Raw genomic sequence first — 24,353 nt, 5'->3', positions numbered from 1 at the left:
AAAGGAGATGAAGCGATGCCAGGAAATGCTGCGGCCGCCCCGGCGGAAGCCGGGACGGACGGCCGACCCTTGCTGCTGGTGTTGCGCGCGCTTCAGCTCGGCGATCTGCTCGTCGCAGTTCCCGCGCTGCACGCGCTGCGCCGCGCATATCCGGGCCACCGCCTGGTCTACGCGGGCCCGGCGTGGCTGCGGGAAGCGGTCGCCCTCGTGGGCGGCTATGACCTCCTGCCAACGACAGGGCTGTTGGAGCCGTTGGCCGTGGAACAGGGCGCGGTGGACGTCGCGGTGAACCTGCACGGCCGCGGGCCTGAGAGTCAGTTGTTGATCGACGCCGTCGGTGCCCGGCAGCTGATCTCGCATGCCGCAGGCGGCCGGGACGGTCCCGCCTGGGTGGAGGACATCCACGAGCGGCGGCGCTGGACGCGGATGCTGCAGTGGCACGGCATCACCGCTGATCCCGACGACGTCGGGCTGAAGCCGACTCCCCTGCGCACCCAATGCCCGGACGCCACCGTCGTCCATGTGGGCGCCGCGTTCGGCAGCAGGCTCTGGCCGGAAAGCCGGTTCGCCGAAGTGGGGTCGCGCCTGGCGGAATCGGGGCACCGCGTAGTCCTCACCGGCAGCGCCGCTGAACGCGCGCGCGCCCAGGCCGTTGCTGCGCAGGCCGGCCTGTCGGAGGAGGCGGTTCTGGCCGGCAGGCTGTCACTCGGAGAGTTTATTGCCCTGGTGGCAGGGGCCCGGCTTGTGGTATCAGCGGATACCGGGGCGGCCCATCTGGCCACGGCTTACCGCCGCCCCTCCGTGGTGCTCTTTGGGCCGGCCCCTCCCGAGCGCTGGGACCCTCCGCCGGGCCCGCACGTGGTGCTGACCAAGCGGGAGCTGCGCCGTGGCGACCCGTTTGCCGCGGACCCGGATCCCGCCCTGCTGGGGGTTCGGATTCAAGAAGTCCTGGATGCGGTCCGCGGCCTCGGTTTGCTCTGAAACTCGGCTCCAGCGAGCTGCTCCTGCAGCCTCATCAGCACCTTGGATAGCCGGCGTGAGATCTGCATCTGTGAGACCCCAAAGCGCCGCCCAAGTTCGGCCTGGCTTTCTTCACAAAAGTAACGGTGGTACAGCAGCTCCCGTTCCTGTTCGGACAGCTCACGGATGGCTTTGTTGAGGCACATGAGTTCTTCCAGCCGTTCCAGCGGCAGGTCCTGCGAGGCCAGTGCATCGGCCAGCGCCGGCACGCCGCCGTGATCGCCGCCGACGTCGAGCGAATCCGGGCGCATGCTCGACGAAGCGGCCATCGCCTCAAGCACGGCCGACTCGGGGACTCCCAGTTGCTGCGCCAGTTGACCGGGGCTGGGCCGGTGCCCCAAGGCCTGGGTCAGCTCCGGCTCGGATCGTAGGATTTCCGTTCGCAGGTCCTGGATCCTCCGCGGCGGCCTCACGACCCAGCAACGGTCGCGCAAATACCGCTTCAGCTCCCCCACGACCGTGGGGGCAGCAAAGGCGGCGAAGTTCGCCCCCTTGGCAGGGTCAAAGCCCTTCGCTGCTTTGACGAGACCGAGATACGCAACTTGGTTCAAGTCATCGCGTTCCCGTCCGCGCCCTGTGAAGCGGAAGGCCAGGGCTTCCGCCAGTTCCAGATGGTCGAGGACCAGCCGGGTCTCAAACGTCTGCCGGATAAGGCCCGCTGGACCCCGTCCGGTGACAGGTTGCACGGACGCTGGCGGGACCAGTGGCATCAATGATTGCGACGGCTGGGGTTCTGCCATAGTCGTTAGTTCCTCTGAACCGATGTCGTTCAAAGCCCGTGGCAAGACTTAGCAGTAGAGAACCATAAGCTTGCTTATTAAACAATGGCTGTCGACTTCTACTGCGACAACGGATGTCAGTGTCAGGGAACGGACGAACAGTCTAAGACGCCCTCTAAAGTTGGCGGGCCTAACCGGCCAGCAGAAGATGCCGCGGCACCTGCCGTCATCACGCTGATGGTCACCGGACAGGCAACGCGGCACATTCTGGCAATCGACTAGCGGCTTTGCAATTCAGTGCCTGACGGGGATGCGCACATCTCCCTGAACGGCCTATGAGTCTCGTAATCGCGGCCCGGATGCGGAACTTGGATGCCATCCTGCGATGTGCACAGCCGGCAGCAAAGGCATGGGCCACGCTGCCTTCCGCGCCTAAGCCGCCAGCGCAACGCAACGATCGGCCCAACGTCCAGCTCCGGCTGCCGTTGACGTCAGTCCGGTATTTCCATCTGGAATCCACAGCCACAGCGAAGGACCCTGGTGCGCAGATACACCTCAAGGGGCCCGTCTCCAGACTGTTCGGTTGTCGCCGGAGCGTAGATGCTGCGGAGTTCCGGGCCGCCCATCGTCATCGGTTCCCCGCAGTGCAGGTACACCCCGCCGAACTGCAGCACGCCGGCCCGTTGCCTGGGCCGATTCGCGATCTCAGCAACCCGCACCACAGCGGCCGGGTGGGCATAGAAAAAGCCGCATCCAACGCAAGTGTATGCGGCATCCACCAGCCCGGTTCGCGGTGGTTGAAGCACCTGGATCGACTCGATGACCAGGTGCTCGTCCGTGGCACATTCGTTGCACCAGGGCCTGCGCCCGCGGACACGTGCCCCCTTGCCGTGGTGCGAGACAGTCGACATAGTCAAACTCCTTTGCCCGGAGCACCCCGTCCGGGATCCTCCGGCCGTGGCACTACCCTCATGCCCTCCCCCGGCCTCAGGGTAGCTCTGCACCGGGATGCTGACAAGGACACGGCCCGCGCGTAGACCGGAGGTGACGGTCGTCGTACCTTCCGGGGACGCCGTTGCCTTCGCCCGGGAGCCAACAGCGCAGGAACTCAACAGCCATGAGACGGCAACCTGGCGCAAGAGCATTCGGCCCGGCGACTAACGCTGTTTGATCTGTTCGCCGGACTGAAACATGGAGTCGAGTTCCTCCCAGAATCTGGCCCACGCCCGACGGACGTGGGGGAAATCCACTGCGATCAACTCGAACGTTTTGCCTCAGGGCCGGGCCTCCGTGGAGCCGACGTGCAAGTCGGGATCTACGCCGCTGGTGCGCTGGACATCGGACGCCACCGGCTCGTCATCCATCCGGCGAAAGAGCCAGGCCGCGACTCCCGCTGTCACCGTGACAGCTGCCACCCCGGCGAGCAGCCATGCTTTCCCGGACGCCGTCCGCCGCGACGTAGTCCGGGCGGGTGCCGTAACCGGCGGGACAACTTTCGGTGCCACCCGATGCAGGCCCTCTTTGACACGGGGAGCCAACGTTTCCACTCCACCGGCGAGCTCATCGGCGAGCCGCCGTAGACCAGTCTGGATCCTCGGGGACGCTGATTCAATCCCGGCATCGAGCCCCGCCACCACTCTTTTCAATGACGCCTCGACCCCGGGAGTGGCCCACTCCCTCCCTTGGGTGAGCTGGGAGATGAGATTCTCCGAAAGATAGCGGACCTGATCGGACTGAGACGTGGTTGTTGCCGTGCGCATGAGTGCCTCCTCGATGTGATGGATCTAGACAGCCTACGGCGGCGGGCGCCATCGAAACAGGCCCGGGCCGCAGCCAACAAGAACGCCGGGCTTCCTCGGGGCTCCCGCTATGCGGGGACCCTGTAAACCATCGGTACTTGAGAAATTCATATCCACGGAGGCGCCGAACTGTTGCCGAATCCGGGCAACGAAACCCTGACAAGTCATGTAGCCCCGCTCCGACCCCGCCATGAAGTAGCAAGAACATGCAACACCCCGCCCTGCCCTGCCAAGGAAGGTGCCACCCGGCCACAGCAACGGCCGTCAGCAGTTTGTCCCAAGGACTGTGGGACAAACGCCGTTCGGCTGGCATCTCCGCCAGCCTGAAGCAGCCAAGCGGGGCAGCATTTCGCCGGGTAATTACGGCGGCGCGACGGTCGCCGCGCCCATCAGGCGAGGGAGAGGACGAAACCCGCGGCGGTGCTCAGCGCTACGGCGGGGCCACGTCGCTGTGGGCATGATCATGGCCCAAAACCGATGCAGCCAAGAGGCGGCCATGGCCATGATGAAAGCAGCTTCCAGTCACCGGAACATGAAACTCCGGGATATTGCACAGGGCATCGTGAATTCGGTGTGCCCCGAGCGGAGCGTATCCACCTCCTTCGACACCTAAGAACCGCAGGTATCCAGCTGCCCGACGATCGGCGGTCAGAATCCGTCTCAGCTCCAAGGTTCTATGGGGGTCCGACCGCCTGGAGTGGCACAAGCTGGATCGCTTGCTTGGTGGACGACGGGTCCTCTCCGGGTACCGGCCAAGTGCTCGTCGTTGTGACGACCACTTCGATTGAGGGATCCGGCAGAATGAGCCCATGAAACTCTTCGAGTCCGAACTCCGAGTCATCGCCGCCGCAGAAGGTCTGGCTACGACACTCGGAAACGACCCTAATCACACGGTCGCCGCGGCGGCCATGGATGCCTCCGGGAGAATCCACACCGCAGTGAACGTCTACCACTTCACCGGCGGCCCCTGCGCGGAACTCGTCGTAATGGGAGCAGCGGCCTCGACCGGCTCAGGGCCGCTCCTGACGATTGCCGCCGCCGGTGATCAGGGACGCGGGCTCATCCCGCCGTGCGGAAGATGCCGGCAGGCCCTGCTCGACCTTCACCCGGACGTCCTGGTGGCCGTCCCGGGCGACGATGGTCCGCAGCTGCGGCCGATCCGCAAGCTGCTTCCCGACACGTACTTCTTCCCGGATGCCAACGCGAGGCGGATAGTGCGGTTCAACAAACGCTATTACGACGCAGTTGCCAGCGGCACCAAGACGACCACTATCCGCCATGACGACCCGGTTGCCCCCGGGCCCGCTCTGTTCGTGTTCGAAGACGACTCTGAGCACCGCACATTGAATGGTTCGGTGACCGGAGTCGAACGTCACCGGCTTGACCGCATGACGGCCGAACAGGCACGACTCACCCCAGGCACGCCAATCGACGAGCTAGGTCATGGATTACGGAGTCACTACCCCGGCCTGCCCGAGGATGCTGAGGTCGACGTCGTCGCCTTCAACCTGACGCCACCTACCCACGCCTAATGCGAGAGCAGCGAAGCAGATCGGTCCACGGCATCAGCGGTGCAGACGACTTCCGACAATCCAGGGGGTCGACTGGGTGCCATGCCTGAATTGATCGCACCGACACGCCGCCTGCGTACCGCGTGGCTGGAAGCCCACGCCGAGTGGGGCCCCGGTGTCCATGAGGATGGTTTCGGGCTGCTGCAGACTGACAACGTCGATTCGCCGGCGGGTTCGAGGCCTGGGTGGCACGGCTTGCCGAAGAGTCAGGCCGTTGCACGTACCGATGGATCATCGACGGCGGCCACGTCACGGGCGGGATCGCGCTGCGGCACGAGACCCACGACCTTGTGGCACGGACCGGGCATATCGGCTTCGGGATCAGGCCTTCAGCACGCCGGCGCGGACTCGCAGCGTGGGCGTTGGGCCGGATACTCCACGAAGCTAAAGTGCTGGGAATGGGCCAAGTTCTCGTCATGTGCGAGGCCGGAAACGTTGCCTCCGCGAAGACGATCGAGAGCCAGGGCGGCGCCCGGGCCGACCTCGGGGAGCTCGCGGACGACGCCGCCTGGCGCTATTGGATCCGGCTCTAAGCGCGCCCAGAGGCGACGTCCGGACGAGAGAGTTTGGTGAGGTACAGTCCGGGCTATGGAACCAATTGTCAGGGGCGCACCCGAGTCAGGACTGCCGCCAGCGACCTCGATGCTCTGATTCACTATCTTCCTTCAGCGGTCCCCCAGCCGGGACTGGTCCTGGTGGACGGCTCCGGAGACGGCACCGCGGATGGCTGGGGTGCTGCGGTTGATCTGTTTGTCTCATGCGGCGCCGTGGTCCTCACCCACGACAAGCCAGGCTGCGGAGCCTCCCCCGGTGACTGGAAGACTCAATCCCTGGCTGACCGCGCGGAAGAATCCCTTGCGGCGGCGCTGCTGAGATCACACCCAGCCGTAGCAGGAAGGGGAATGCGGCTTGTACGGCGTGAGTCAGGGCGGATGGGTGGCCTTGATGGCATCGACCGTCGATGCCCGGATCCGCTTCGTCATCTCCAACTCAGGGCCGGGAGTATCGCCGGCGTCCCAGGACCGGTTCAGGATCCTGAACGACCTGCGGCAGGACGGCCAGGATGACCCCGCTTTAACGGAAGCTGGAAGGTGGCTCGATGACCGTGCAGACCGGCTCCTCTCCGGGCAGGCTCTCGAGGAAGTCCTGACACGTCAAGAAACCTTTCCCGGCAGAACGTGGTAGGAAATTACGACGCGCTACTTCGACACCGTCGAGATGCTGGGATTCCTGCGGCGAGTTCTCGAATTTGACCCCACAGTGATCCTGCCCAAGGTCCAGTGCCCGGTTCTGGCCTTGCTGGGAGCATCGGACGCGCTGGTTCCAGTCCCCGAGTGCCTGGCAGCCTGCTCGTCACTTCTCCCGCCATTACCCGGAAATCCACACGGCATAGCCGTGTTCCCTGGCGCCGGACACGGCCTGTTCATGGAAGCCCCCGATCCGGCCATCGACAGAGCTTCGCAACTGGCACCGGGCTTCATTCCTATGGTCCAGTCCTTCATTCACAAAATACGTCCGTCACGCTCAACTGACGCGCACGCAGTCGGGACGGCAGCCGACGGGTGTAATCACCCGGACCACACCGGTGGCCCACGTCGGAGTGGCGCCCGAGGACGCTTGACCTGCACGAACGAGGTCTGTTCCTTCGGGGAGTCCCGGCGGACCCCACGAGACCCTTGGAACTGAGACGCCACACTTTCATCCGCTGGGCCAACCGCCTCAGGCACCCCTCTAGCGGGGTTCCTACGGGCGGGCAACGGACAACTTCCAGCACTGGGAGCCGTGGCGAAGGCTCGATGTCGAAACCGCTCGGCGGGTGCTCAAGTACACCGGCGGCACACTCGTGATGCCGATGACTGTCTTGGTCGAGAGCTACTGGCGGGAGATCAGCGATGGCCTCACCGTGCACGGCATACCGATCCGGCATTTCGTGCTCCACGCCGACCAGGCCACGCTCCGCGACCGTGTACAGAACGACAAAGTCCTCGGCCCCTCGACGTTCCGCTTCGCGTACTTGGAGCCATACGCCGAGGCAGTTCATACCTGGCTGCACAATGAAGCCGAGGTCATCGACACACACATCACAGCGGACCAAGCCGCGCAGCGGATCGCGGATTCGGTGCTTGGTCGCTGAGAGCGCGGAACGCCCGGCATGCTTGTGTCCGCTGAAGGATGCTCTTAGGAATCTGGTTGCAGAGGTTGCCTTGCGGAACTTGTACGTCCTGAGGCAGACCGGCAACTGGCCCCCGCACCGGTCGGCTCACCCTTCGGCCCTTTTCAGGCCCCAGCTGATGCCAGGCCGCCTCGACGACTTCCGCTTTTGAAGCCAACTGTTGCCCCTGCCAACGATCGCCCATAGGCTCATCCATGTGAGTGGCGGGGACGGTATTCCGAGAAGCGGAACCGCCCAGCGACCCGTGAAGGAAATCAAGCATGGCAACAGGTACTGTCAAGTGGTTTAACTCCGAAAAGGGCTTCGGTTTCATTGCCCCTGACGACGGAAGCGCTGACGTGTTCGCACACTATTCGGCAATCGCATCCAGCGGTTACAAGTCCCTGGACGAGAACCAGAAGGTGCAGTTCGACATCACCCAGGGCCCCAAGGGCCCCCAGGCTGAGAACATCCAGCCGCTCTAGCAGTCCCTAAGAGACTGGTCAGCCGTTGCGGCCGGCCAGTCTCTCGCTGTGTCCGGGGGCGAGAGTAAACACGTGGCACGATGACGTAATATCAGCCGTCGTTTTGACCGAAGGTCGCCTGCACCAGGCGTCATGTTATGCCGTCCCTGAGTGTCTACATCGGAACGCTCCCGTCGTTCGCGCCATCTTGCCCGTAAGCCGGTCCCCCATCAGGACAGCGTCGTCACCCGCCAGCTTCTGCGCAGACTCGGCGCCAAGGCCCTCACCCTGGAGGAGAACGGGTTCAGCTACGGAGGGCTGCACGCGCTGGAACAAACCGCTGCACTCGAGGCAGAGAACCGCTTCCACCGCGAATGGAAGAAATTCCCCGCAATCCCGCTCTGAGCATGTGGTGGGTATGTTGACCGCCCCTTCCCGGGGTCGCGTGTGGGAACCCGGATGTTGTCACACCCGGATCACCTGCCGCGTCCGGCGCTCTCGCATGGCGTCCAGGCAAGGGCCATCTCAACCTGTCATAGTCAGGCAAGGGTCATAGTCGGGCACAAAGCCCCTCGTGAACCAGGCTGAGTGCGCATAACTTTAGTAATGTCCGGCCCGGGGCACCGCGGAAGCGAGCCCGGTCGATCATTGAAAGGCAGGATGCCTTATGGTCAGCGCAAGCGGTCCTAGCGATGCGCGCGGACTCGACGCAGACCGTGACGGCACTCCGGAACCCCTGAATCAAACGGAAACCCGCGCTTCTGACCACAGTGCTGACGACCGCCGCTACCAAGAGACTGACGGTGTTCTCCCCTACGGCGAGAACGACGGGTACTTCGATGACACAGACGGCCCGGTCGACGATATTTTGCCCGGAGACCAGACCGCCGCTATCCGCGAAACCGTGGTTGCCCGCGAAGAGGAGCGGTTCGGCGGCATCAAGATCGGCTCGGCTTTCTTCGGCTGGCTGGTCTCGACCGCAATGACTGTTTTGCTGGTTGCTCTGGTGGCGGCGGCCGCCAGTGCCGGCATTCTGCCCGGCACGGACCCGCTCCCCCGAGCTGGCCAGGAATCATCAGGGGGCACGACCGGCATGATCGTGCTCCTGTCGCTCCAGCTCCTCGCCTATTTTTCGGGTGGCTACGTGGCAGGGCGGATGGCGCGTTTCAACGGCGTCGGCCAGGGACTCATGGTGTGGCTGTGGGGCGTCATCGGAGCCGCAGCGATGGCACTGCTCGCGATCAATGGGCAACACAACGTCCTGACCACCCTCAACACTTTCCTTCGCCTTCCACTGCTCGATGGGCAACTGAGTATAAGCGGCATCATTGCGGCCATCGCGGTGGCCACCACAGCCCTGATAGGCGCCGTGCTGGGCGGGCTCACCGGAGTTCACTACCACCGGAAAGTGGACCGTGCGGGCTTTACTCCGACAGAGGAGTACTACCAGCCCTAGGAGCGCACCCCGTTTCTCATGCCTCACCAAGGCCACCGGCGAGTTTGAGCAGTAGTTGCGGGCTCCCGCTCTGAGCCTGACCCACCGGAGCCGCACTCCTCCCCTTCGATCCACTATCTGGCCATGTCGGTGCCGGTGTCGTTTTTTGAACTCAGCTGCACGTATTGTTCAAATTCGTCTGCACGGCGGCCGTGCCCGCCAGGGGAACCTTGGGCGGGCGCCTTTGCCGGCGGATCCAACGCGCCAAGACGCGACAATTCTCTGGAATGGTTGCTGACGATTTCAGAAGTCCCGGGCATTCACTGTCAGAAGTCGCATGCACCGGCCTTAGGCGCTGGGCACGACCAGAAAATCGTTCGCGTCAGCGGAGCCTTTAGCCGGCGGAAGCCCGAACCCTTGGAACGAACGTCTTTTGTCCGTCACCGTCATGCATCGCTTGTTATTTAGGCCCGCGCCTCGTGATAGAGATGGAAGCGCACTAATTGCGGCGTCGGTGATTCCAGGTGACGGACCGGAAACCCGCTCCGCGTTCCCGGATGTCTTCGATGTTGTCCAGGACGTGCCGGGTGTCGCGCCCCAGGCGGTCCAGCTTCCACACAGTGAGTACGTCGCCGGTCTCCAACCGGTCCAGGGCTCTGGAGAGCGGAGGGCGCTCGACCGTGGATCCGCTGACGCCGTTGTCGGCGAAGGTCCGGGCTGCGCCGGCGGTCTGGAGTGCCGTGAGCTGCAGATCAAGGTTCGGTTCAGCGGTGGAAACCCTCGCGTAGGATGTCCCCACATTCTCTTAAAGCCGAGCAATCTGCCGTGAGACTGTCCGTTGCTGGACGGGTTTTGAGACATCGATGGTCCGTGTCGAACCGCAGGATCCTCGACATTTCTCGCACGACCTCAAAAGTGGTCGGCCGTCTCAGTAATGGATCGTCTTTGAGATGCATGGGGTTCTGCCCTCACGCGTCCCGTCTACCAACGCTGGTCTCGACACGTAATAAACGGACACGGATCGTGAGCCAGAAATGCCGGATCTGGGATGCGCCGTCCGTGCCGTCTCGGGAACGGTCGCCTATAGCCGGGGTCGCCCACCCGCCAGCTGGCGGCGACGACCCATCTTCCGGTATGGCCCTAGGCGCTTTCGTCTTGATTGGACCAAACTCGAAGTGCAAAGTGCACTCTTAGTGCACTATGATGCACTCATGGATAAGAGTACATCTGCCCTCGCGGTAGCAATTGGCGCCCGGGTGCGGCAGGAACGGCAGTCGCGGGGATGGACGCTTGATCAATTGGCAGAGGCCACAGGTGTGAGCCGCCGCATGCTGGTCAACGTCGAGCAGGGCGCCACGAATCCCAGTGTCGGGACGCTCCTGAGAATCAGTGACGCTCTTGGGATTGGACTGCCCTCGTTGGTTGAACTCCCGCGCCCCAGGCCAGTGACGGTCACCCGCAGGGGTGAGGGTGCCGCCTTGTGGAGTTCGGATGCCGGCGGCCGTGGCGTGCTGGTGGCCGGGACAGAGACGCCCGATGTGGTGGAACTCTGGGACTGGACGATGGTCCCCGGGGATACCCACGGGAGCGAAGCGCACTCACCGGGGACCAAGGAGCTGCTGCAGGTCCAGGAGGGATCCATCTCCGTCGTGGTTGCCGGTGAGGCGTTCATCCTCGAGGCCGGAGACGCTGTGTCCTTTCCCGGCGACGTGGAGCACTCGTATGGCGCCGTGGGCAAGGAACCTGCCCGTTTCTCCCTGGCGGTCTTTGAACCGGGCGTGGGATCAGGACACCGGCCGGAGGCGACCGATGCGTGATCTGGAAACGCTTCAGGAGTTTCTGAACGGCGCCGGGGTCGATGCCGCAGTGTTCTCGGTGCGGCCGGACTACCGGGCCGTCCTGCTGGCTGTCGACGGGCTCGTCCCGGGGCCGAGCGATCAGGCCAGTGACACGCTGCTCCAAGCAGCGGAGGCCTCAGCCCGCGCAGCGCTGAGCGGACGGCTTGTGGAGGATCTGCCGCACGTGGCTGCGTGGCGCGAGGCTTACAAGGCGTTCGGCGCCAAGCCGCAGCGCACCCGCAACAGCCTGGAGGCCCTGCTGCGCCGCGCGGCGTCCGGTCTGCCCCGGGTGAACCGGCTTACCGACCTCTACAACGCCCTCTCGGTGCTGCACCAGATCCCCTTGGGCGGTGAGGACCTCACCGGCTATATCGGGGCCCCCCGGCTTCTCCGGGCCGCCGGCACGGAGGCCTTTGACACCCTCGCGGGGGGCATTGAGGTAATCGAGACTCCAGATCCGGGCGAAGTGGTGTGGTGCGATGACGCGGGTGTGATCTGCCGGCGCTGGAACTGGCGCCAGGGCCGGAGAACCCAACTCCGAGAAGACACCACAGCGGCGCTGTTCATCCTCGATGCCCTCCAGCCCATGACCGATGAGGCACTCGACGGCGCCGCCGACGACCTGGCCGACCGGCTGGCGGGGCTCGGTCCGGACGTCAGGACCGTCCGCCGTCGGATAGCCGTGCCCCCTTCAAGCCATGAAGGGAACTGACATGCACCTGCGAAACGCTTCGAACGTCCCAGTCCCGCCCTGGGGGCTGGCCGTGACGGCGATCCTGTCAATCCAGCTGGGCTCGGCCCTGTCAGTGGATCTGATCGACGAAGTAGGACCTGCCGGAACAGGATGGCTTCGGTTAAGCATGGGAGCGATCATTCTCCTGGCGATTGCCCGCCCGCCGCTACGCTCCGTCCGCCGAGCAGACGTACTGCCATTGCTCGGACTCGGGGTCGCGACTGGCATGATGACGATCGGGTTCCTCGCCGCGATTGAGCACATACCGCTCGGCACCGCCGTCGCGATTGAGTTCCTGGGACCCCTGACGGTGGCCGCTGTGCGCAGCCACAACCGGAATGCGCTCCTCTGGCCGGCACTGGCGCTGCTCGGCGTCGTCTTGCTAACCGAACCCTGGCAGGGTGACTTCAACCTGACGGGTGTAGCCTTCGCCGCCCTGGCAGGCTCCGCCTGGGGTCTATACATCCTGCTCACACAGCGGGTCGGGGACCGGTTCACCGGAATTGGGGCTCTCTCAATGACGGTACCGATCGCTGCGGCCACGGCAGCCATCGTCGGAATTCCGCAGGCCGCCGGGCACCTTGCTTTCGGGATCCTGGCCGCTGCGGCCGGGCTCGCAATCCTCCTGCCTGTGCTGCCGTTCGCACTCGAAATGCTCGCCCTGCGCAGGATGACGCCCACCGCATTCGGCACACTGATGGCCCTCGAACCCGCCGTCGGGGTCCTCTTGGGACTGCTCATCCTGCACCAGCAGCCCTCTGTGGTCCAGGGCTTGGGCATCCTGCTCGTCGTCCTCGCCGGCGCCGCGGCGCAGCGGGGCGGACGACGGCTCCCGGCACCCCAGGAGCAGAACCCCAGCCCGGCGGATCTCGACATCGTCGGCTAACGTCCTCGAACGACGTGCCGGTTCCGGCACCCGCCGGCGCACGCTCACAGCCGGCGTGGCCACACTCTGCTTTCATTCGGAATCTAATAAAGGAGTTAGACGATGTTCACTGGCTTGAGCGCTTTTCCCATCACCCCGCTGGCACACGATGCGCTAGATGAGACCTCGTTTATCCGCTTGATACAAAGGCTCAGCGAGGCCAAGGTCGACTCCATCACGGCGCTAGGCTCCACCGGTTCCTACGCCTACCTGAGCAGTGACGAGCGAAGCCGTGTGGCCCACCTGGCTGTCGAGAACGCCGGCGAAACACCGGTGTTTATCGGGATCGGGGCACTGCGGACCTCACACGTCCTGACGAACGCCGAAAACGCACAGCGGGCCGGGGCTTCTGGTCTGCTGCTGGCGCCGATGACCTATCAGCCCCTCACTGAGGATGATGTGTTCGAACTTTTCCGGACGGTCACGGCCCACTCGTCACTGCCCGTCGTCGTCTACGACAATCCGGGCACCACACACTTCACCTTCAGCACCGGGCTTTACGGACGCATCGCCGAACTGCCAGGCATCGCTTCCATCAAAATCCCGGGGGTACCGGCGGACCCGCGGCTGGCTAAGGCCCGGGTCGAAGAAATCCGGGCGGTTATTCCCCAACACGTGACCATCGGCGTCTCCGGAGACGCCCAGGCCGCCGCCGGCCTGGCTGCCGGGTGCGATGCCTGGTACTCGGTCATCGGCGGCACCCTACCCGCATTTGCAATGCGGATCACCCGAGCCGCCATGGAAGGGCGAATCCCGGATGCGTTGGCCGAATCCGAACGGCTTGCACCGTTGTGGCAGTTGTTCGCCGAGTTCGGCGGGAGTATCCGGGTCGTCGCGGCCATCGCCGAGCACCTGGGACTGGCATCAAAATCGTGTCTGCCGCTTCCCCTCCAGGGATTGACCGAGGACCAGCGGGCCCACGTGGGCAGGATTGTCGATGAGCTCGGGCTCAACCGGTAGCGCCGGCCTCGGCGTTCCCTGCAGGGAGGACCGCCGGGCCGGGCCGCTGGCGCGCTACGTCGCCGCCGCGACCCTGGTTCGCAGCGCAGACGGCGGCGCAGTGGTCGCCATTGTGCTGCTCGCCCACGCCTGCGGGATGCCGGGCTGGTTGGCCGGGCTCCTGGGAGCATCAATCACCGCACCCCACCTGCTCGGGCCGTTCATCGCACGACGCCTCGATACAGCAAGTGACGGACGAAGGGTGATCGCGTGCTCCGCTGTCTTCCACGGGGTGCTGCTCGCTGCTGCTGCACTGCTCCTGCCCGTCGCGTGGGCGGTGTGGCCGGTCATGCTGCTCTTCGCCTCGGGCATCTTCGGGCCGATGCTAACCGGCGGGGTCAGCAGCCGTCTGCCCTCCATCGCCGGCCCCGAGCAGCGCAGCCAACGCAGAGCCCAAAGCTGGGACGTTGCAAGCTACGGGGTGAGCGGCACCCTCGGCCCCGCAGCAGTCGCGTGGATCGCGGCAGCATCTGACGCACTCACCGCGACACTGGTCCTGGCCGGAGCCGCCGTCGTCGGGGCGGGAGCCGTCCTCGCACTCCCCAAGCAAGAACCACCCGACAAGGCCGTTGACGTCCCATCGCCCCGGCGAACGCTTAGCCTGATTTGGGAACGTGGTCCGCTCCGCCGCACACTCGGGCTCACCGTTACCGTTGCCTTCTCTGTCGCCGCGTTACCGATCTACGCGGTTGCAACAGCTCCCGCGTTCGGCGGGGCCGCAGCTGCCGGAACACTGGTCGCAGCCTACGGGATCGGGAATCTTCTCGGATCAGCAGGGCTCATGCTCCGGCCCCTTCGCCGCGACGCAGACCCGCTCATGAGCTCCCTCGCCGCACTCGTGGCGGCAACGCTGATACTGGTGATGCTTACTCCGACCCTCCCCACAGCCTTCATAGCCTTCTGCCTGGCAGGAATCGCTAACGCGATGTTCTTCGCGGCCACACTCGCCGCCCGAAGTGAATACGCACCCATCGAAGCTCGCAGCCAAGTCTTCATCTGGGTAGGCGCACTCAAGATCGCTGCAGGATCAGCCGGAACAGCAGCCGCTGGGGCAACCATCACACAAACGGTCTGGGCACCACTTCTACTGGCGATTGCACTCACAGCAGCTGCGGCGACCACCAGCATCACCAAGCGATCCCATCAACCTCGGTCCAAGCACTAGCCCGCCAGAATTGAACAACACCCTCGCCCAGACATCCCCCGCCACGTCGGGGCGCCCGCCAAAAAGCGCTGCCAAACCACGCCAAATAGCCCTGCGATTCTTCGCCTTCCCGGCGCCACCTCAAAAGCGGCCCAACCATCTCAGTACTAGATCGTATTTGAGGCACCAGGTTTCCGGAGACGATGCAGCAGGTGAAGCCGTGGAATTCGACAGACCGGAGCAGTTCGATCATGGGCTGGAAGATGGTCTCCGGATAGGCCCGGTTCCCTCCAAAGGGTGCTGTCGCCCTGATGCCCGGCCCCTTTCCCCGGGGCCGGAGCACAGCTTCCAGCCCGCGGCGCCTCGCGCGCGGCCCTTGCCATCCCCGCGGCCGTTCGGGATGATGCCTAGGCGCGGTGCTTTAGTGACTAAGCCGAAAGGGGCGCCGATGCTGCAGGCATTTGGCTGGGGTCTGCTTGCCGGGTCCTCGTACTTCCTGGGTGGACTGCTCGCCCTGCGATGGCGCGTTGGCAACAGCGTCCTGCTCGGCATCCTGACCGGGCTCGGTGCCGGCGCCCTGCTCTCGGCCGTCGCCTACAAGCTCGTCGCCGAGGCCGGCCGGCTGGCCGGCGGAAGCGGTTATGTCGGGGTGGGACTAATCGGCGGGGCCGTGGCGACGGCGTGGGTGGTAACGGGTGCCGTGCGCGGCCGGCGGCTGTCCGAACCTCCCGTCCACGAGCCCAGGTTCCTTGTGATCGGGCTGTCCGTGGTCGCCGAAGCCGTTGTTATCACCGGGGCACTACTCAGCGGCTACGGCATCAGTGCCGCGGTGCTTGCCGCTGTCTTCCTCTGCGGCGTGCCCGAGGCCATGGCCGACACCGGACCGCTGCGCAAGTCAGGCATGACCACCCGCCACGTCATGTCCGCCTGGCTGGCCATGACGTTCTTGTGCGCCGCGTCGGTGGCCGTCTTCATGGTGCTGCTGCGGGCAGCCCCGCCCGAGGTGGTGGCCTTCGCGCTGGCCTTCGCCGGCGGCGGCATCCTGACGAACGTAACGACCCGCATGGTGCCGGAGGGGCTCCGTGACGCCGGCGCCGCCACCGGCATCGCGATCGCCGTCGGATTCGGCCTCTCGTTCGCCCTTGTGGAAATCCTCGGCGGGCACTGAGGCCGCAGCCGGTTTCATCCGTCGGCTTTCCCGGGACCGGCATGACGCAGAAGACATCATGGCCGCGGCCTTGCCTCGAGCTTTGGAGGCGCCGCAACACGGTGCGGGTCATTGAGGGGTCTGTCCTTCCCTGGCTGCCCGTCACGACAACGAATGCGGCACGCAACAGTGGTCGGGCATCACTGCGCTATCGAAAGCTCCTCAGCTCACTTCAGCGGAGCGGGCAGGCGACCGCCACGGGTAGAGATTCCCAAGTCCAGGACGCTATGGATGACGCCGCGACTCTGGCGCCACGCACGCTCGGCTCGAAGGACTTGCAGCTGGTGACCTTGGTCGTACGCGAAGTTCGCCGCACCGGCTGCCAGCCGGTGCACAATACGCGTCATAGACCGTCGCCCAGACCCCGAGTCGCTTCAACCTAGCGGCGACTTAGAACACAAGGCGCCTTGATCTCGACTTCGATCTAAATGAGAACGGCTGACGGACGAACGTGGAATCGGCCTTGGCCCCGGTCTGGAAATCACCAGGTGCGGGAGCGCCGGGCCGACATTCCAAGCGTTCCAACCCTGCCCATTCCGTGGCCAGTCGGACTTGCCCATGGCCAAGACAATGCCGATTAGCACCAGTGAAACCACGGCAACGGTGGAGAGGTCCACTGCCAGCACCAGCGGAACCTTTGAGGGCACCTGCGCCCCGCCAGGTCGCGCAGCTCGTCTCCTCGTTCGGGACGGATCCACCTCGCTTGTGCCTTCAGACGGCGCCATACCCTCGGGCTCCCCCTGTTTTTCCTTTGATTCCCCGTGCGTTTTGTCTGCGTCTTTCTTGCGTTTAGCCCCTCTGGCTACGCTGGCGGCATGCCATCGTTTATGCTGGACGGCGAAACGTACGAGTACCTCATAGCGGACCCCGAACGCGATTCCGAGGACGCGCGGTCGAGAGACTAACCTCGCCTGACGCGACCGATTGTGCAAGATAGACAGCACGATCACGTGCAATCTTCGCTGCATCTCGACAGCTGGCCCGCCCGGAGAGCCGTTCACTGTATTCGATCTCGCGGGCCGAAGTGACCCAGGCCGCGCGCCGCGGGTCAACCGAATTGGCGTTTCAATCCTTCTTCGAAGCGGACACGTCGATGCATACGATTCCCTTGTTGCCGTCCTGGTCGGCGATCACAGTGAGCGAGGGCGCGTTGCTGTCATCGATGACGGTCCCGCCCGCGGCGAGGGCGGCGGCGATCCGTTGCTCGGCCACCTCGGGCGCCACATAGACCTCGATGTGGAACCGCTGACGCGAGGTCTCGTGCTCGTCGACGTCCCCGAACCACAGGTTCGGTACCCGTCCCGTGGCGTCCCGGATTTCGTCGCTGGGGGACCCGCGGCCCTGGGCCTCGGCGCTCCCGGTCAGCAGGGCGGCCCACACCGGGGCGATGGTCGCGGAGCGCGCCGTGTCGAGGCCGAGCTCGATGTCGCTGACCGAGGCCGGGTCGGCGTCGACCTTGTGGTCGGCGGCGATCTCGGTGATTCGTCGCGCCAGGTCGACGTCCTGCTGGGTCACCCATTCAACGATGTGTTCGGTGCCCTCGCCGTCGCGGTAGATGGCGTCGTCTGTGATCAGCTTGAGGTCGACGTACCCCTTGCCGATCGACACGCGCGGGTGGTGTCCGAGCGGGTCGCCCGCCTCGCCCACCGCGGCGACGAACCGTGCGCCGGTGCCGAAGTCGTCGACCAGGTAGCGGGCATGCAGTCCTTGGGCCAGTTTGCGCCAGTCGGTCAAGTTGGCCTCGGCGATCTGTTCGCCCTTCAGCATGTCCATAGACGGGGAGCCTACCAAGGTCAGTTCAAAGTTGATACGGCTGTGACTGGTGTAACTCGCTTGTGATCCAAGGGTCGAGCAACGCGGTGACTCGACGGTCCGGAGCACGGGTGGCGGCGATCCCGGTGCTGGCCGTGCCCGCCGGCGTCTACACGATCACCGGCGTGGCACCCGGCAGCCAAGCCGTAACGACGACTTTTGAACAGGCTCTGGGACCCTACCCCTGCTTCAGCCCGCAGCGCTGGCGCAACGAACAACCGGATCTCCCCACACAAACCCCTCTTAGGGCGCCAGCCAACGGCTCAGCGAAGCCTGCCGCCCCCAGAAACCATGTCATGTACGTTCGGCTTTGCGATCGGCGTCCCCTGTCCCGCTAAGTCCGATAGCTTCTGCAGCGCATGTGGCCGCGTGCCATGAACGCTCAACCATGCGACGACTGCGGCAGCCCTGACGGGCAGCACTCGGTACGCCCGCTGCGATCGCATCGCGAGCGGCCGCATTGGCTTCGAAGGCAGCGGAACGACAACCAGTCATTGGAGTCGCGTCACGTTCCCAAGCCCGCACGGATTCCATTGCGGCGCGCGGCCGATCGTCGTTCGGCCGTTGATTTTCGTATACGGGCAAGGCGCGTTCTGCGCACAGCGCCTGGGGCGGAAATCCGCAGCTGCTGACGGTCCGCCCATCAGGAGCGGCCGTAGACGCCCTCGTTTGTTTGACCCGGATGGAAAAGGAGGCAGAGACACCGGCCGCGAGGATCTCGCCGGCACACGATCAGTGGTTCATCGTCCATAATCAGGGGTTGAAATACCCGTGCATAGATGCTTAACCGTTTCATTATTGTCTTCGAATCTTGCTCGTTTGCCGTCGTCTGGGAGAACAAACTGAACGCATCACACCGCACCGCGAACGGGAGCGGGCGTGCCATCCCACTACATGGCAATAAGGCCATCACGTCCAGTGGACGTCTTCACTCGCAATCCCTTGAGCAAGCAGGATGTAAATGAGCATCAACTTCCGGGCACCGTGGGAACGGCTGCCCAAGCATTCCGGACCCGGAAACGGGCCCCTCGCCCGCGGGACCATGTCCCAAACGCTGCCGAATACCGCAAAACGGAAACGCCGGCCGATCACGACGAAATTGCATGCGGTCCTGGCGGTCCTGGCGGTCCTGGCGCTGACCGCAGGACTGGGACTCGTTGTGCCCGGCACCGCCTCGACGGCCCCCTTCTGCGGAATCACCTGGGGTTCGCTGGCCAAGTCGACCGCCACGCTGGCGTTGGGTCCAGGCCAGGATCCGATCACCAATATCCGCTCCGGGCGCCTCGCCTGCTTCGACCGCCTGGTGTTGGACGCTAACGGCGAGGTCCCCAGATACACCGTGCGCTATGTCAGGGCCGTGACGCAGGGCGGGTCCGGCTTTACGGTTCCGCTGCGGGGCGGCGCGTTCCTCGGAGTGACTGTCATGGCACCGGCCCATGACCAGAACTACAATCCGACCTACACCCCGGCGAACCGGGACGAAGCGGTGAACGTTGCCGGCTTCCCGACCTTCCGCCAGGTGGCCTTCGCCGGCACCTTCGAGGCGGTGACTCAGATCGGGCTGGGCGTCCGCGCACGGCTGCCGTTCCGGGTATTCACGCTGGCCGGACCGGACAACGTGTCTCGGCTGGTGATCGATGTAGCGCACCGCTGGTGACGTGTGGGACCAGCCAGCCGGGGTGCTGAAGAACGACGGCGGCGCACGGGTTCCGCATGAAGGCGATGCCGTTAGGGCGCGCACCAGGCAGTAGTTTTTGAGGGTGGGGGTTGCGGGATCCGCAGCCCCTACTTTCCTGTGTGACCCTAGGGGCGGCTACTCCCGATCTAAAGAGAAATCGGCAAGTAATGTTGTACGCGGCTCTAGCCACCATGAAGTAGTGGAGGCCTTGACCGGCAATTGACCGCGGTTCAATATTAGAAATTCGTACTCGGGAACTCGAACCGGTGGACCTTCAGGGGCGACACTAGGACCGTCGCTCGGCAAATATCCGCTGGACAGGCTCTTCCCGAGCTCATCGTTAGGAACCCCAATGGCTATCATTCAGGCAATTGAGTCCGTCGGCGACGTCGCTGCTGCTGTCGGAGAAACCGCAAGGAAGGTTGCTTCGGCCGCGCAGGAAGTCGAAAAATCACTGAAGGCTGTTTATGACGCGATCGACACCGATCACACTGTCGCAATCCTCATAGCTAACCTGACAGAACACTCATTCGAGCTGACCAAGGAAGCGCACAAGCGTGGCAGTTGGGTCGATGATCCCGCCCTCGGGTACAACGTTCTACCGCCGGCACAAATGGGCTCCTGGCAGCTTGCAGGGTGCCTGACCAAGGATTCTGGCGATTTGACCGGCACAAAGGGAAAACTCCACTTCACGACTCAAGTGGGTGGCGATAAGCATTACGGGGTTTTTCGCTGGGATAACCCGGGACCGCTCTCGCTCCAACCAAATGATGCGTGGGCTGTATCTGGCAAGTTGGATTTCGAGAACGGGCAACTCGTTATCGCCTGGCCGCCGTCGATGGACTCCGACGTCATCCAGGTGAAAGCCTTCATCTCCTCAGGCGATAAAGCACTAGCCCTCTACGTGATCCTTGGGGCAAACCTATCAGCCGAGGCCGAGGAGATTCTTGCCTCCAAGCTTCAATTGATGGTGAACTAATCGCCCGTGACGGCCGCTTTGGAGTACGCCTATAAGGCAAAAGTCCGCGTCCGTACAGGATTGAGCGCATGGCTTGTTTGCCTGAGTTCTCTCCATTAGTTTGCTCTTCAGATTTCCGCAAGTCCGTGGCATAGGTGGCTGGAAACGAATCCGTAGAGCAGGCGTGCTTGAGAGCTTCGATTCGACCCCTGCTGGGGACGAAAATAGAACGCCGACAACGGATCTTATGTAAAGCTGGTTGCCTGAGGCAACTTATAGGTGCCGAAATCGGACTCCTCGCCGCGGCACGTGGGTGCCAATCTCGGAGGTCAAAACTGAATCTGATGCGTGTCTTACCGCCAGAGTGTCACGACGCTAGTTACGTCGACTCACGGACATTAGAGTTCGCAGCACGGACACGTCGAACTTCATCAATCTCTGGGCCTTGAATAATCCACCGTACTCGAGGAGAGCATCATGACGGCTACCTACACCTTCGACGTCTTTTCCAGCCTCGACGGCTTCGGCGCCGCCAGCGGCAACTGGACCGGATACTGGGGCAAGCAAGGTCCCGAGCTGCTCGATCACCGCCTCGCCTTGTACAGCGAGGAACAGCGGATGGTCTTCGGGGCCAATACTTACCGGGCGTTCGCGCGGATGCTGGCCTCGAGCACCGAGGAGCCCGAGGTGCGTGACCCGTGGGTCACCCGGATGATAAACCTGCCGGCAACGGTGGTGTCGACCACACTCGAAGGACCCCTCAACTGGCCGAACGCGACCGTCGTGAGCGGTGACGCCGTCGACGTCGTCGCCCGACTCAAGGAGGAGTCCACGGTGCCGTTGCGCTCGCACGGCAGCCTGTCGATGAACCGGGCGCTGATGGCCGCCGGTCTCGTCGACCGCGTCCAGGTGACGCTCTTCCCTGTGATCACCGGACAGACCGGACTGGACCCGATCTTCCAGGGTGCGGCCGACTTCGACCTCGAATTGATCGAGAACCGGACCCTCGACGGCAACATCCAAGAGCTCATCTACCGGCCCAGCCTGCATGTCTGAGTCCGTCCAAGCACCCCCACCCCGTCCAGCCATATGGTCAGGGGCGGTCGTGCGGCGCAGGGCGGCTCGTCAGATGTGGCCCGCCCCCGGTAGTTTCTGTTCTCAATTGACTTGGTGCGGCTGTGCAGGCAGGTCGTGCACTATCTCCGCCGGACGCTGAGTAAGGGACCTGAAACCGCGGTCTGTCAAGGATTGCGGACTGCCGCGCTAAGACTAGAAAGTCCGTCACTACCGGAGTCTGTGACTCTGCTCCTGCGGCCGATAGCGAACGTTATGACAGCCTGAACTACTGGTTCTTGCGTGTCTGCTCCGCCCGCCCACTCGGTGCTCGTATCGTCAAGACATGGCAAGGGGACGAGCGGAGAAGAAGCCGGGCGCTGGTCACCTCTTGGCAGGTCAAACGTCGATCGATGACGTTCTCAAGGAGAAGTACGACCTGACTCCCCAACTCCCTCTGCATTGGGCCGCTTTTGAGACCACTCCCCCGGGCCGGCGCCGTGACGCCGTCGGCACAGCCCCCACGCCTCCAGCCCGTCCGGCTGCTGGCCGCTAGAAGTCACACGGCTGCGGCAGTTTGTCCCACAGGCTGTGGGACAAACGCGGGTCGTACGGCTACCCCGCTGGGCTCAGGCAGCCCAAGGGGGCGCCCCGATCTGGGTTATCGTGGCCGGCCTCGGCCAACGCACGTATTCCTTTGCCCTGTTGAAGATCAACAAACGCACCCGCACGACAGTCGGCTCCGGTGCCCTGTCCGGATTCGCCCAAGGCGTCGGCTAATCGCTGGCCTGCGTGGGACCGCTCCTGTTCGGCCTGCTGCATGACGTCAGTGGGGCTGGTTTGCATCCTTCGCCCTGCTCGGCGGATGGCTATTGGCCCTCACCGCGGGACTGCTCATGATCAACAGGCCCCGCATGCTCGAAGACGGTCCATCGCCCTCATAAATGGGGCACCGGCAAACTGAAATTGCTCCAACGAGCCCTATCCGGTTCCCATCCACTCGAGACACAGACCTGCCGGGGAAACCCGTGCGAGAGACGGGTGACGCGGCACCAGCCTCTTGGGAACCACAACAGCCAAGCCAGCACAGGAACGGAGTAATTCATGAACACAATCAAACTAAAACGCGGACCATTCGATGCCAGGGGCGCCCTGATCATGCATCCACAGTGCTGCGTTCTGTATGCCTGTGGGTCTCTTGCGGTTCGCCGTTTTGTCGCGCTGCTTCTTTGCGGACGTGACAGAGATGGCCGAGACGATAAGGAGGCAGATGACGATGGAGTCGCTGGATTGAGTGGCGGCGAACAGCGCCGTGGCGATGGTGGGTGCGAAGACGGATCCCCAGACCTGGGAGATGGTGCACGCCACCGATGCTCCGGTGTAGCGCACCTCCGGGGAGAAAACCATGAAGCTCGCCGGGCAGGGCGGCGATGGCCATGGCAGGTGAAGGCCCAGGCGGTACAGCCCCGGTTGTTGATGCAGAGCCGGTCACGGTCCGTTGCCCCTCGGTTATGGCGGGGTCGTTGAACACCTGCTCAACGGGCGCCTCGCCTGTCTTGGCCCGTTCCGGGTGCGAGTGATGCCCTGCGCCTTGGTGCCCGGCTCCGCGACGTCGACGGCCTCTCCCACTTCTGCACCGCTGCGGGAGTCATCGGCCTGGGCGTCCGTGCCGCAGGCGAAGCGCCGGGCCTGAGAGGTAGCGCCTTGGGCTTTCCACCGGTGCCTGTCCGCCGGTACTTCAGAGTCGCTGCGGTCTGTCATGATCCTGCCCTTCCGAGACGAATTCATGCGTCAACTCCGGCGCGCTTCCAGTTTAGTTTCCGGGCCATGCGCAGCGTCCAGGGGACGATGAACGTTCCCGGGAGAGGACCACATATATCGCTGTCTGTTTTCTGTTGTCTTCGGTTCCGGCTGCCATCCATAATGTCGATGTGGGGATGGCGCTGCTCTTCGGTGTATTGACTTCCAGTGCTTTGCTGCTGGGGGCCTTCGTGGGTGTGCGTTTCGAGTTGCCCAAGCGTGTCCTGGCCATGATTCTCTCGTTCGCAGCTGGTGCGTTGATTACCGCCCTGACTTTCGAGTTGTTCCAGGATGCCTTCGAGCGCGGCGGAATTTGGCTCGCGGCCACCGGTCTGTTCATCGGTGCCGTGGTGTTCACGGTCCTGAGCGCGCTACTCGACCGGTGGGCCCAGGCAGGTTCGCACCCGATTCCCGCGGATGAATACCGGGGCAGTCCCAAGCTCGACACTGACGCCGCCGCCACGGGGCGGGCGCCGTCAGCGGCCTCCACCAGGGGCGCAGCGGGTCTGGCTCTGCTGGCCGCCGCCACACTTGATGGAGTGCCGGAGAATCTCGCGCTCGGTGTCTCGCTGGGCGACGGTACAGGCGGACTGGCGCTGCTGGCAGCGATCTTCGTCTCCAACCTGCCAGAGGCCCTCGTCGGATCCGCCTCCATGCGCAGCCAAGGCATGTCCGCCTCCGCCATCATCAGGCTCTGGGGTCTGTGCTCGGTAGTGCTGGTCATCGCCGTCGTGATAGGTGCCGGCCCGCTCTCCGGCAGCAGCCCCGAGACGATCTCGTTGCCGCTTGCCTTCGCGGCCGGAGCGGTGATCGCAGCGTTGGCCGACACTCTCATGCCGGAGGCTTTCGAGCACGGAGGACCGGCAGTTGCTTTGAGCACCGCGGCCGGGTTCGTGCTCTCATTTGTGTTGTCCCTGGCATGAGGCCGTTATGCCCGGCGCCGGAGCGCGGGACGTAGAATTTCGGTATGTCCGCGACACGCGTTGTTGAGATCGAACGGAAGTTTGATGTCGAGGAGGAGGCCCTTCTTCCTTCGCCTCAGGATT

Annotated in this window: 26 protein-coding genes; 19 read left to right on the top strand and 7 right to left on the bottom strand. The window is 64.2% G+C overall.

All coding sequences use genetic code 11. From position 1 onward, the window contains the following. Positions 1-15 precede the first annotated feature (15 nt). Positions 16-981 (top strand): glycosyltransferase family 9 protein, encoded by a 966-nt coding sequence (locus ACZYZ5_RS18865; protein WP_463903795.1) that lies wholly within the window; start codon positions 16-18, stop codon positions 979-981. Here the strand turns inward: ACZYZ5_RS18865 and ACZYZ5_RS18860 are convergent. The 3 genes from ACZYZ5_RS18860 to ACZYZ5_RS18850 form a co-directional block, all read right to left on the bottom strand. Beyond that, entirely contained in the window at positions 939-1,760 is an 822-nt protein-coding gene (locus ACZYZ5_RS18860) for a sigma-70 family RNA polymerase sigma factor (protein ID WP_463903794.1), read from the bottom strand. The two genes, ACZYZ5_RS18865 and ACZYZ5_RS18860, sit on opposite strands and share 43 nt — an antisense overlap. 470 nt (positions 1,761-2,230) lie before the next feature. Next, positions 2,231-2,650 (bottom strand): hypothetical protein, encoded by a 420-nt coding sequence (locus ACZYZ5_RS18855; RefSeq protein WP_463903792.1) that lies wholly within the window; start codon positions 2,648-2,650, stop codon positions 2,231-2,233. A 363-nt stretch (positions 2,651-3,013) separates the two neighbouring features. Next, positions 3,014-3,499, bottom strand: a complete 486-nt coding sequence (locus ACZYZ5_RS18850) for a hypothetical protein (protein ID WP_463903791.1) — start codon at positions 3,497-3,499, stop codon at positions 3,014-3,016. Positions 3,500-3,995: 496 nt separating this feature from the next. On the opposite strand from ACZYZ5_RS18850, the gene ACZYZ5_RS18845 reads away from it, so the two are divergent. The 8 genes from ACZYZ5_RS18845 (at position 3,996) to ACZYZ5_RS18810 (ending at position 9,181) form a co-directional block, all read left to right on the top strand. Further along, positions 3,996-4,151, top strand: coding sequence for an ANTAR domain-containing protein (locus ACZYZ5_RS18845; RefSeq protein WP_463903789.1), 156 nt, complete (start codon positions 3,996-3,998; stop codon positions 4,149-4,151). A 196-nt stretch (positions 4,152-4,347) separates the two neighbouring features. Continuing rightward, positions 4,348-5,070, top strand: a complete 723-nt coding sequence (locus ACZYZ5_RS18840; protein ID WP_463903788.1) for an ASCH domain-containing protein — start codon at positions 4,348-4,350, stop codon at positions 5,068-5,070. Positions 5,071-5,294: 224 nt separating this feature from the next. Further along, positions 5,295-5,642, top strand: a complete 348-nt coding sequence (locus ACZYZ5_RS18835) for a GNAT family N-acetyltransferase (RefSeq protein WP_463903786.1) — start codon at positions 5,295-5,297, stop codon at positions 5,640-5,642. Between the two features lie 412 nt (positions 5,643-6,054). Further along, the gene (locus ACZYZ5_RS18830) at positions 6,055-6,294 is read left to right on the top strand and encodes a hypothetical protein (protein WP_463903785.1); all 240 of its coding nucleotides are present in this window, start codon (positions 6,055-6,057) and stop codon (positions 6,292-6,294) included. Between the two features lie 667 nt (positions 6,295-6,961). After that, the gene (locus ACZYZ5_RS18825) at positions 6,962-7,243 is read left to right on the top strand and encodes a hypothetical protein (protein ID WP_463903784.1); all 282 of its coding nucleotides are present in this window, start codon (positions 6,962-6,964) and stop codon (positions 7,241-7,243) included. 299 nt (positions 7,244-7,542) lie between these two features. Further along, complete coding sequence (locus tag ACZYZ5_RS18820) at positions 7,543-7,746, top strand: cold-shock protein (protein WP_069951488.1); 204 nt, start codon at positions 7,543-7,545, stop codon at positions 7,744-7,746. Between the two features lie 150 nt (positions 7,747-7,896). Then, the gene (locus ACZYZ5_RS18815; RefSeq protein ID WP_463903783.1) at positions 7,897-8,130 is read left to right on the top strand and encodes a hypothetical protein; all 234 of its coding nucleotides are present in this window, start codon (positions 7,897-7,899) and stop codon (positions 8,128-8,130) included. Between the two features lie 262 nt (positions 8,131-8,392). Further along, positions 8,393-9,181 carry a hypothetical protein gene (locus tag ACZYZ5_RS18810; RefSeq protein WP_463903781.1) on the top strand — a complete coding sequence of 263 codons (789 nt, stop codon included), beginning with the start codon at positions 8,393-8,395 and terminating at the stop codon, positions 9,179-9,181. A 478-nt stretch (positions 9,182-9,659) separates the two neighbouring features. Here ACZYZ5_RS18810 and ACZYZ5_RS18805 read toward each other — a convergent pair whose 3' ends face one another. Further along, positions 9,660-9,959, bottom strand: a complete 300-nt coding sequence (locus tag ACZYZ5_RS18805) for a recombinase family protein (protein ID WP_463903780.1) — start codon at positions 9,957-9,959, stop codon at positions 9,660-9,662. Between the two features lie 412 nt (positions 9,960-10,371). On the opposite strand from ACZYZ5_RS18805, the gene ACZYZ5_RS18800 reads away from it, so the two are divergent. From ACZYZ5_RS18800 to ACZYZ5_RS18775, 6 genes are all read left to right on the top strand, one after another. Further along, positions 10,372-10,977 (top strand): helix-turn-helix domain-containing protein, encoded by a 606-nt coding sequence (locus tag ACZYZ5_RS18800; RefSeq protein ID WP_463903778.1) that lies wholly within the window; start codon positions 10,372-10,374, stop codon positions 10,975-10,977. Continuing rightward, a complete protein-coding gene (locus ACZYZ5_RS18795; protein ID WP_463903776.1) occupies positions 10,970-11,710 on the top strand; it encodes a B3/B4 domain-containing protein in 741 nt (246 codons plus the stop codon). Before ACZYZ5_RS18800 ends, ACZYZ5_RS18795 begins: the two co-directional genes overlap by 8 nt. A 1-nt stretch (position 11,711) precedes the next feature. Next, positions 11,712-12,617, top strand: coding sequence for an EamA family transporter (locus tag ACZYZ5_RS18790; protein ID WP_463903775.1), 906 nt, complete (start codon positions 11,712-11,714; stop codon positions 12,615-12,617). 102 nt (positions 12,618-12,719) lie between these two features. Beyond that, on the top strand, positions 12,720-13,616 hold the full coding sequence (locus tag ACZYZ5_RS18785) for a dihydrodipicolinate synthase family protein (RefSeq protein WP_463903774.1): 897 nt from the start codon (positions 12,720-12,722) through the stop codon (positions 13,614-13,616). Continuing rightward, positions 13,594-14,820, top strand: coding sequence for an MFS transporter (locus tag ACZYZ5_RS18780; protein ID WP_463903772.1), 1,227 nt, complete (start codon positions 13,594-13,596; stop codon positions 14,818-14,820). Before ACZYZ5_RS18785 ends, ACZYZ5_RS18780 begins: the two co-directional genes overlap by 23 nt. Before the next feature lie 403 nt (positions 14,821-15,223). Beyond that, positions 15,224-15,967, top strand: coding sequence for a ZIP family metal transporter (locus ACZYZ5_RS18775; RefSeq protein ID WP_463903770.1), 744 nt, complete (start codon positions 15,224-15,226; stop codon positions 15,965-15,967). Between the two features lie 1,104 nt (positions 15,968-17,071). Here ACZYZ5_RS18775 and ACZYZ5_RS18770 read toward each other — a convergent pair. Then, on the bottom strand, positions 17,072-17,779 hold the full coding sequence (locus ACZYZ5_RS18770; protein ID WP_463903769.1) for a 4a-hydroxytetrahydrobiopterin dehydratase: 708 nt from the start codon (positions 17,777-17,779) through the stop codon (positions 17,072-17,074). A 333-nt stretch (positions 17,780-18,112) separates the two neighbouring features. Beyond that, positions 18,113-18,421, bottom strand: a complete 309-nt coding sequence (locus ACZYZ5_RS18765) for a putative immunity protein (protein ID WP_463903848.1) — start codon at positions 18,419-18,421, stop codon at positions 18,113-18,115. 496 nt (positions 18,422-18,917) lie between these two features. On the opposite strand from ACZYZ5_RS18765, the gene ACZYZ5_RS18760 reads away from it, so the two are divergent. The 3 genes from ACZYZ5_RS18760 to ACZYZ5_RS18750 all read left to right on the top strand — a co-directional run bounded on the left by ACZYZ5_RS18760 (position 18,918) and on the right by ACZYZ5_RS18750 (position 21,510). Beyond that, positions 18,918-19,475 carry an AMIN-like domain-containing (lipo)protein gene (locus ACZYZ5_RS18760; RefSeq protein WP_463903847.1) on the top strand — a complete coding sequence of 186 codons (558 nt, stop codon included), beginning with the start codon at positions 18,918-18,920 and terminating at the stop codon, positions 19,473-19,475. A 373-nt stretch (positions 19,476-19,848) separates the two neighbouring features. After that, complete coding sequence (locus ACZYZ5_RS18755) at positions 19,849-20,475, top strand: hypothetical protein (RefSeq protein WP_463903767.1); 627 nt, start codon at positions 19,849-19,851, stop codon at positions 20,473-20,475. A 456-nt stretch (positions 20,476-20,931) separates the two neighbouring features. Continuing rightward, a complete protein-coding gene (locus tag ACZYZ5_RS18750; RefSeq protein WP_463903766.1) occupies positions 20,932-21,510 on the top strand; it encodes a dihydrofolate reductase family protein in 579 nt (192 codons plus the stop codon). Between the two features lie 1,116 nt (positions 21,511-22,626). Here ACZYZ5_RS18750 and ACZYZ5_RS18745 read toward each other — a convergent pair. Continuing rightward, positions 22,627-22,914: a hypothetical protein gene (locus ACZYZ5_RS18745; RefSeq protein WP_463903765.1), complete on the bottom strand. Its 288-nt coding sequence runs from the start codon at positions 22,912-22,914 to the stop codon at positions 22,627-22,629. Between the two features lie 530 nt (positions 22,915-23,444). Here ACZYZ5_RS18745 and ACZYZ5_RS18740 point away from each other — a divergent pair. Continuing rightward, the gene (locus ACZYZ5_RS18740; RefSeq protein ID WP_463903846.1) at positions 23,445-24,230 is read left to right on the top strand and encodes a ZIP family metal transporter; all 786 of its coding nucleotides are present in this window, start codon (positions 23,445-23,447) and stop codon (positions 24,228-24,230) included. The last annotated feature ends 123 nt before the right edge of the window (positions 24,231-24,353 follow it).

It is taken from the genome of Pseudarthrobacter ribosi, assembly GCF_055412865.1.
The sequence above is the reverse complement of the archived record's forward strand: the minus strand, read 5'-3'. Positions and strand labels throughout refer to the sequence as shown.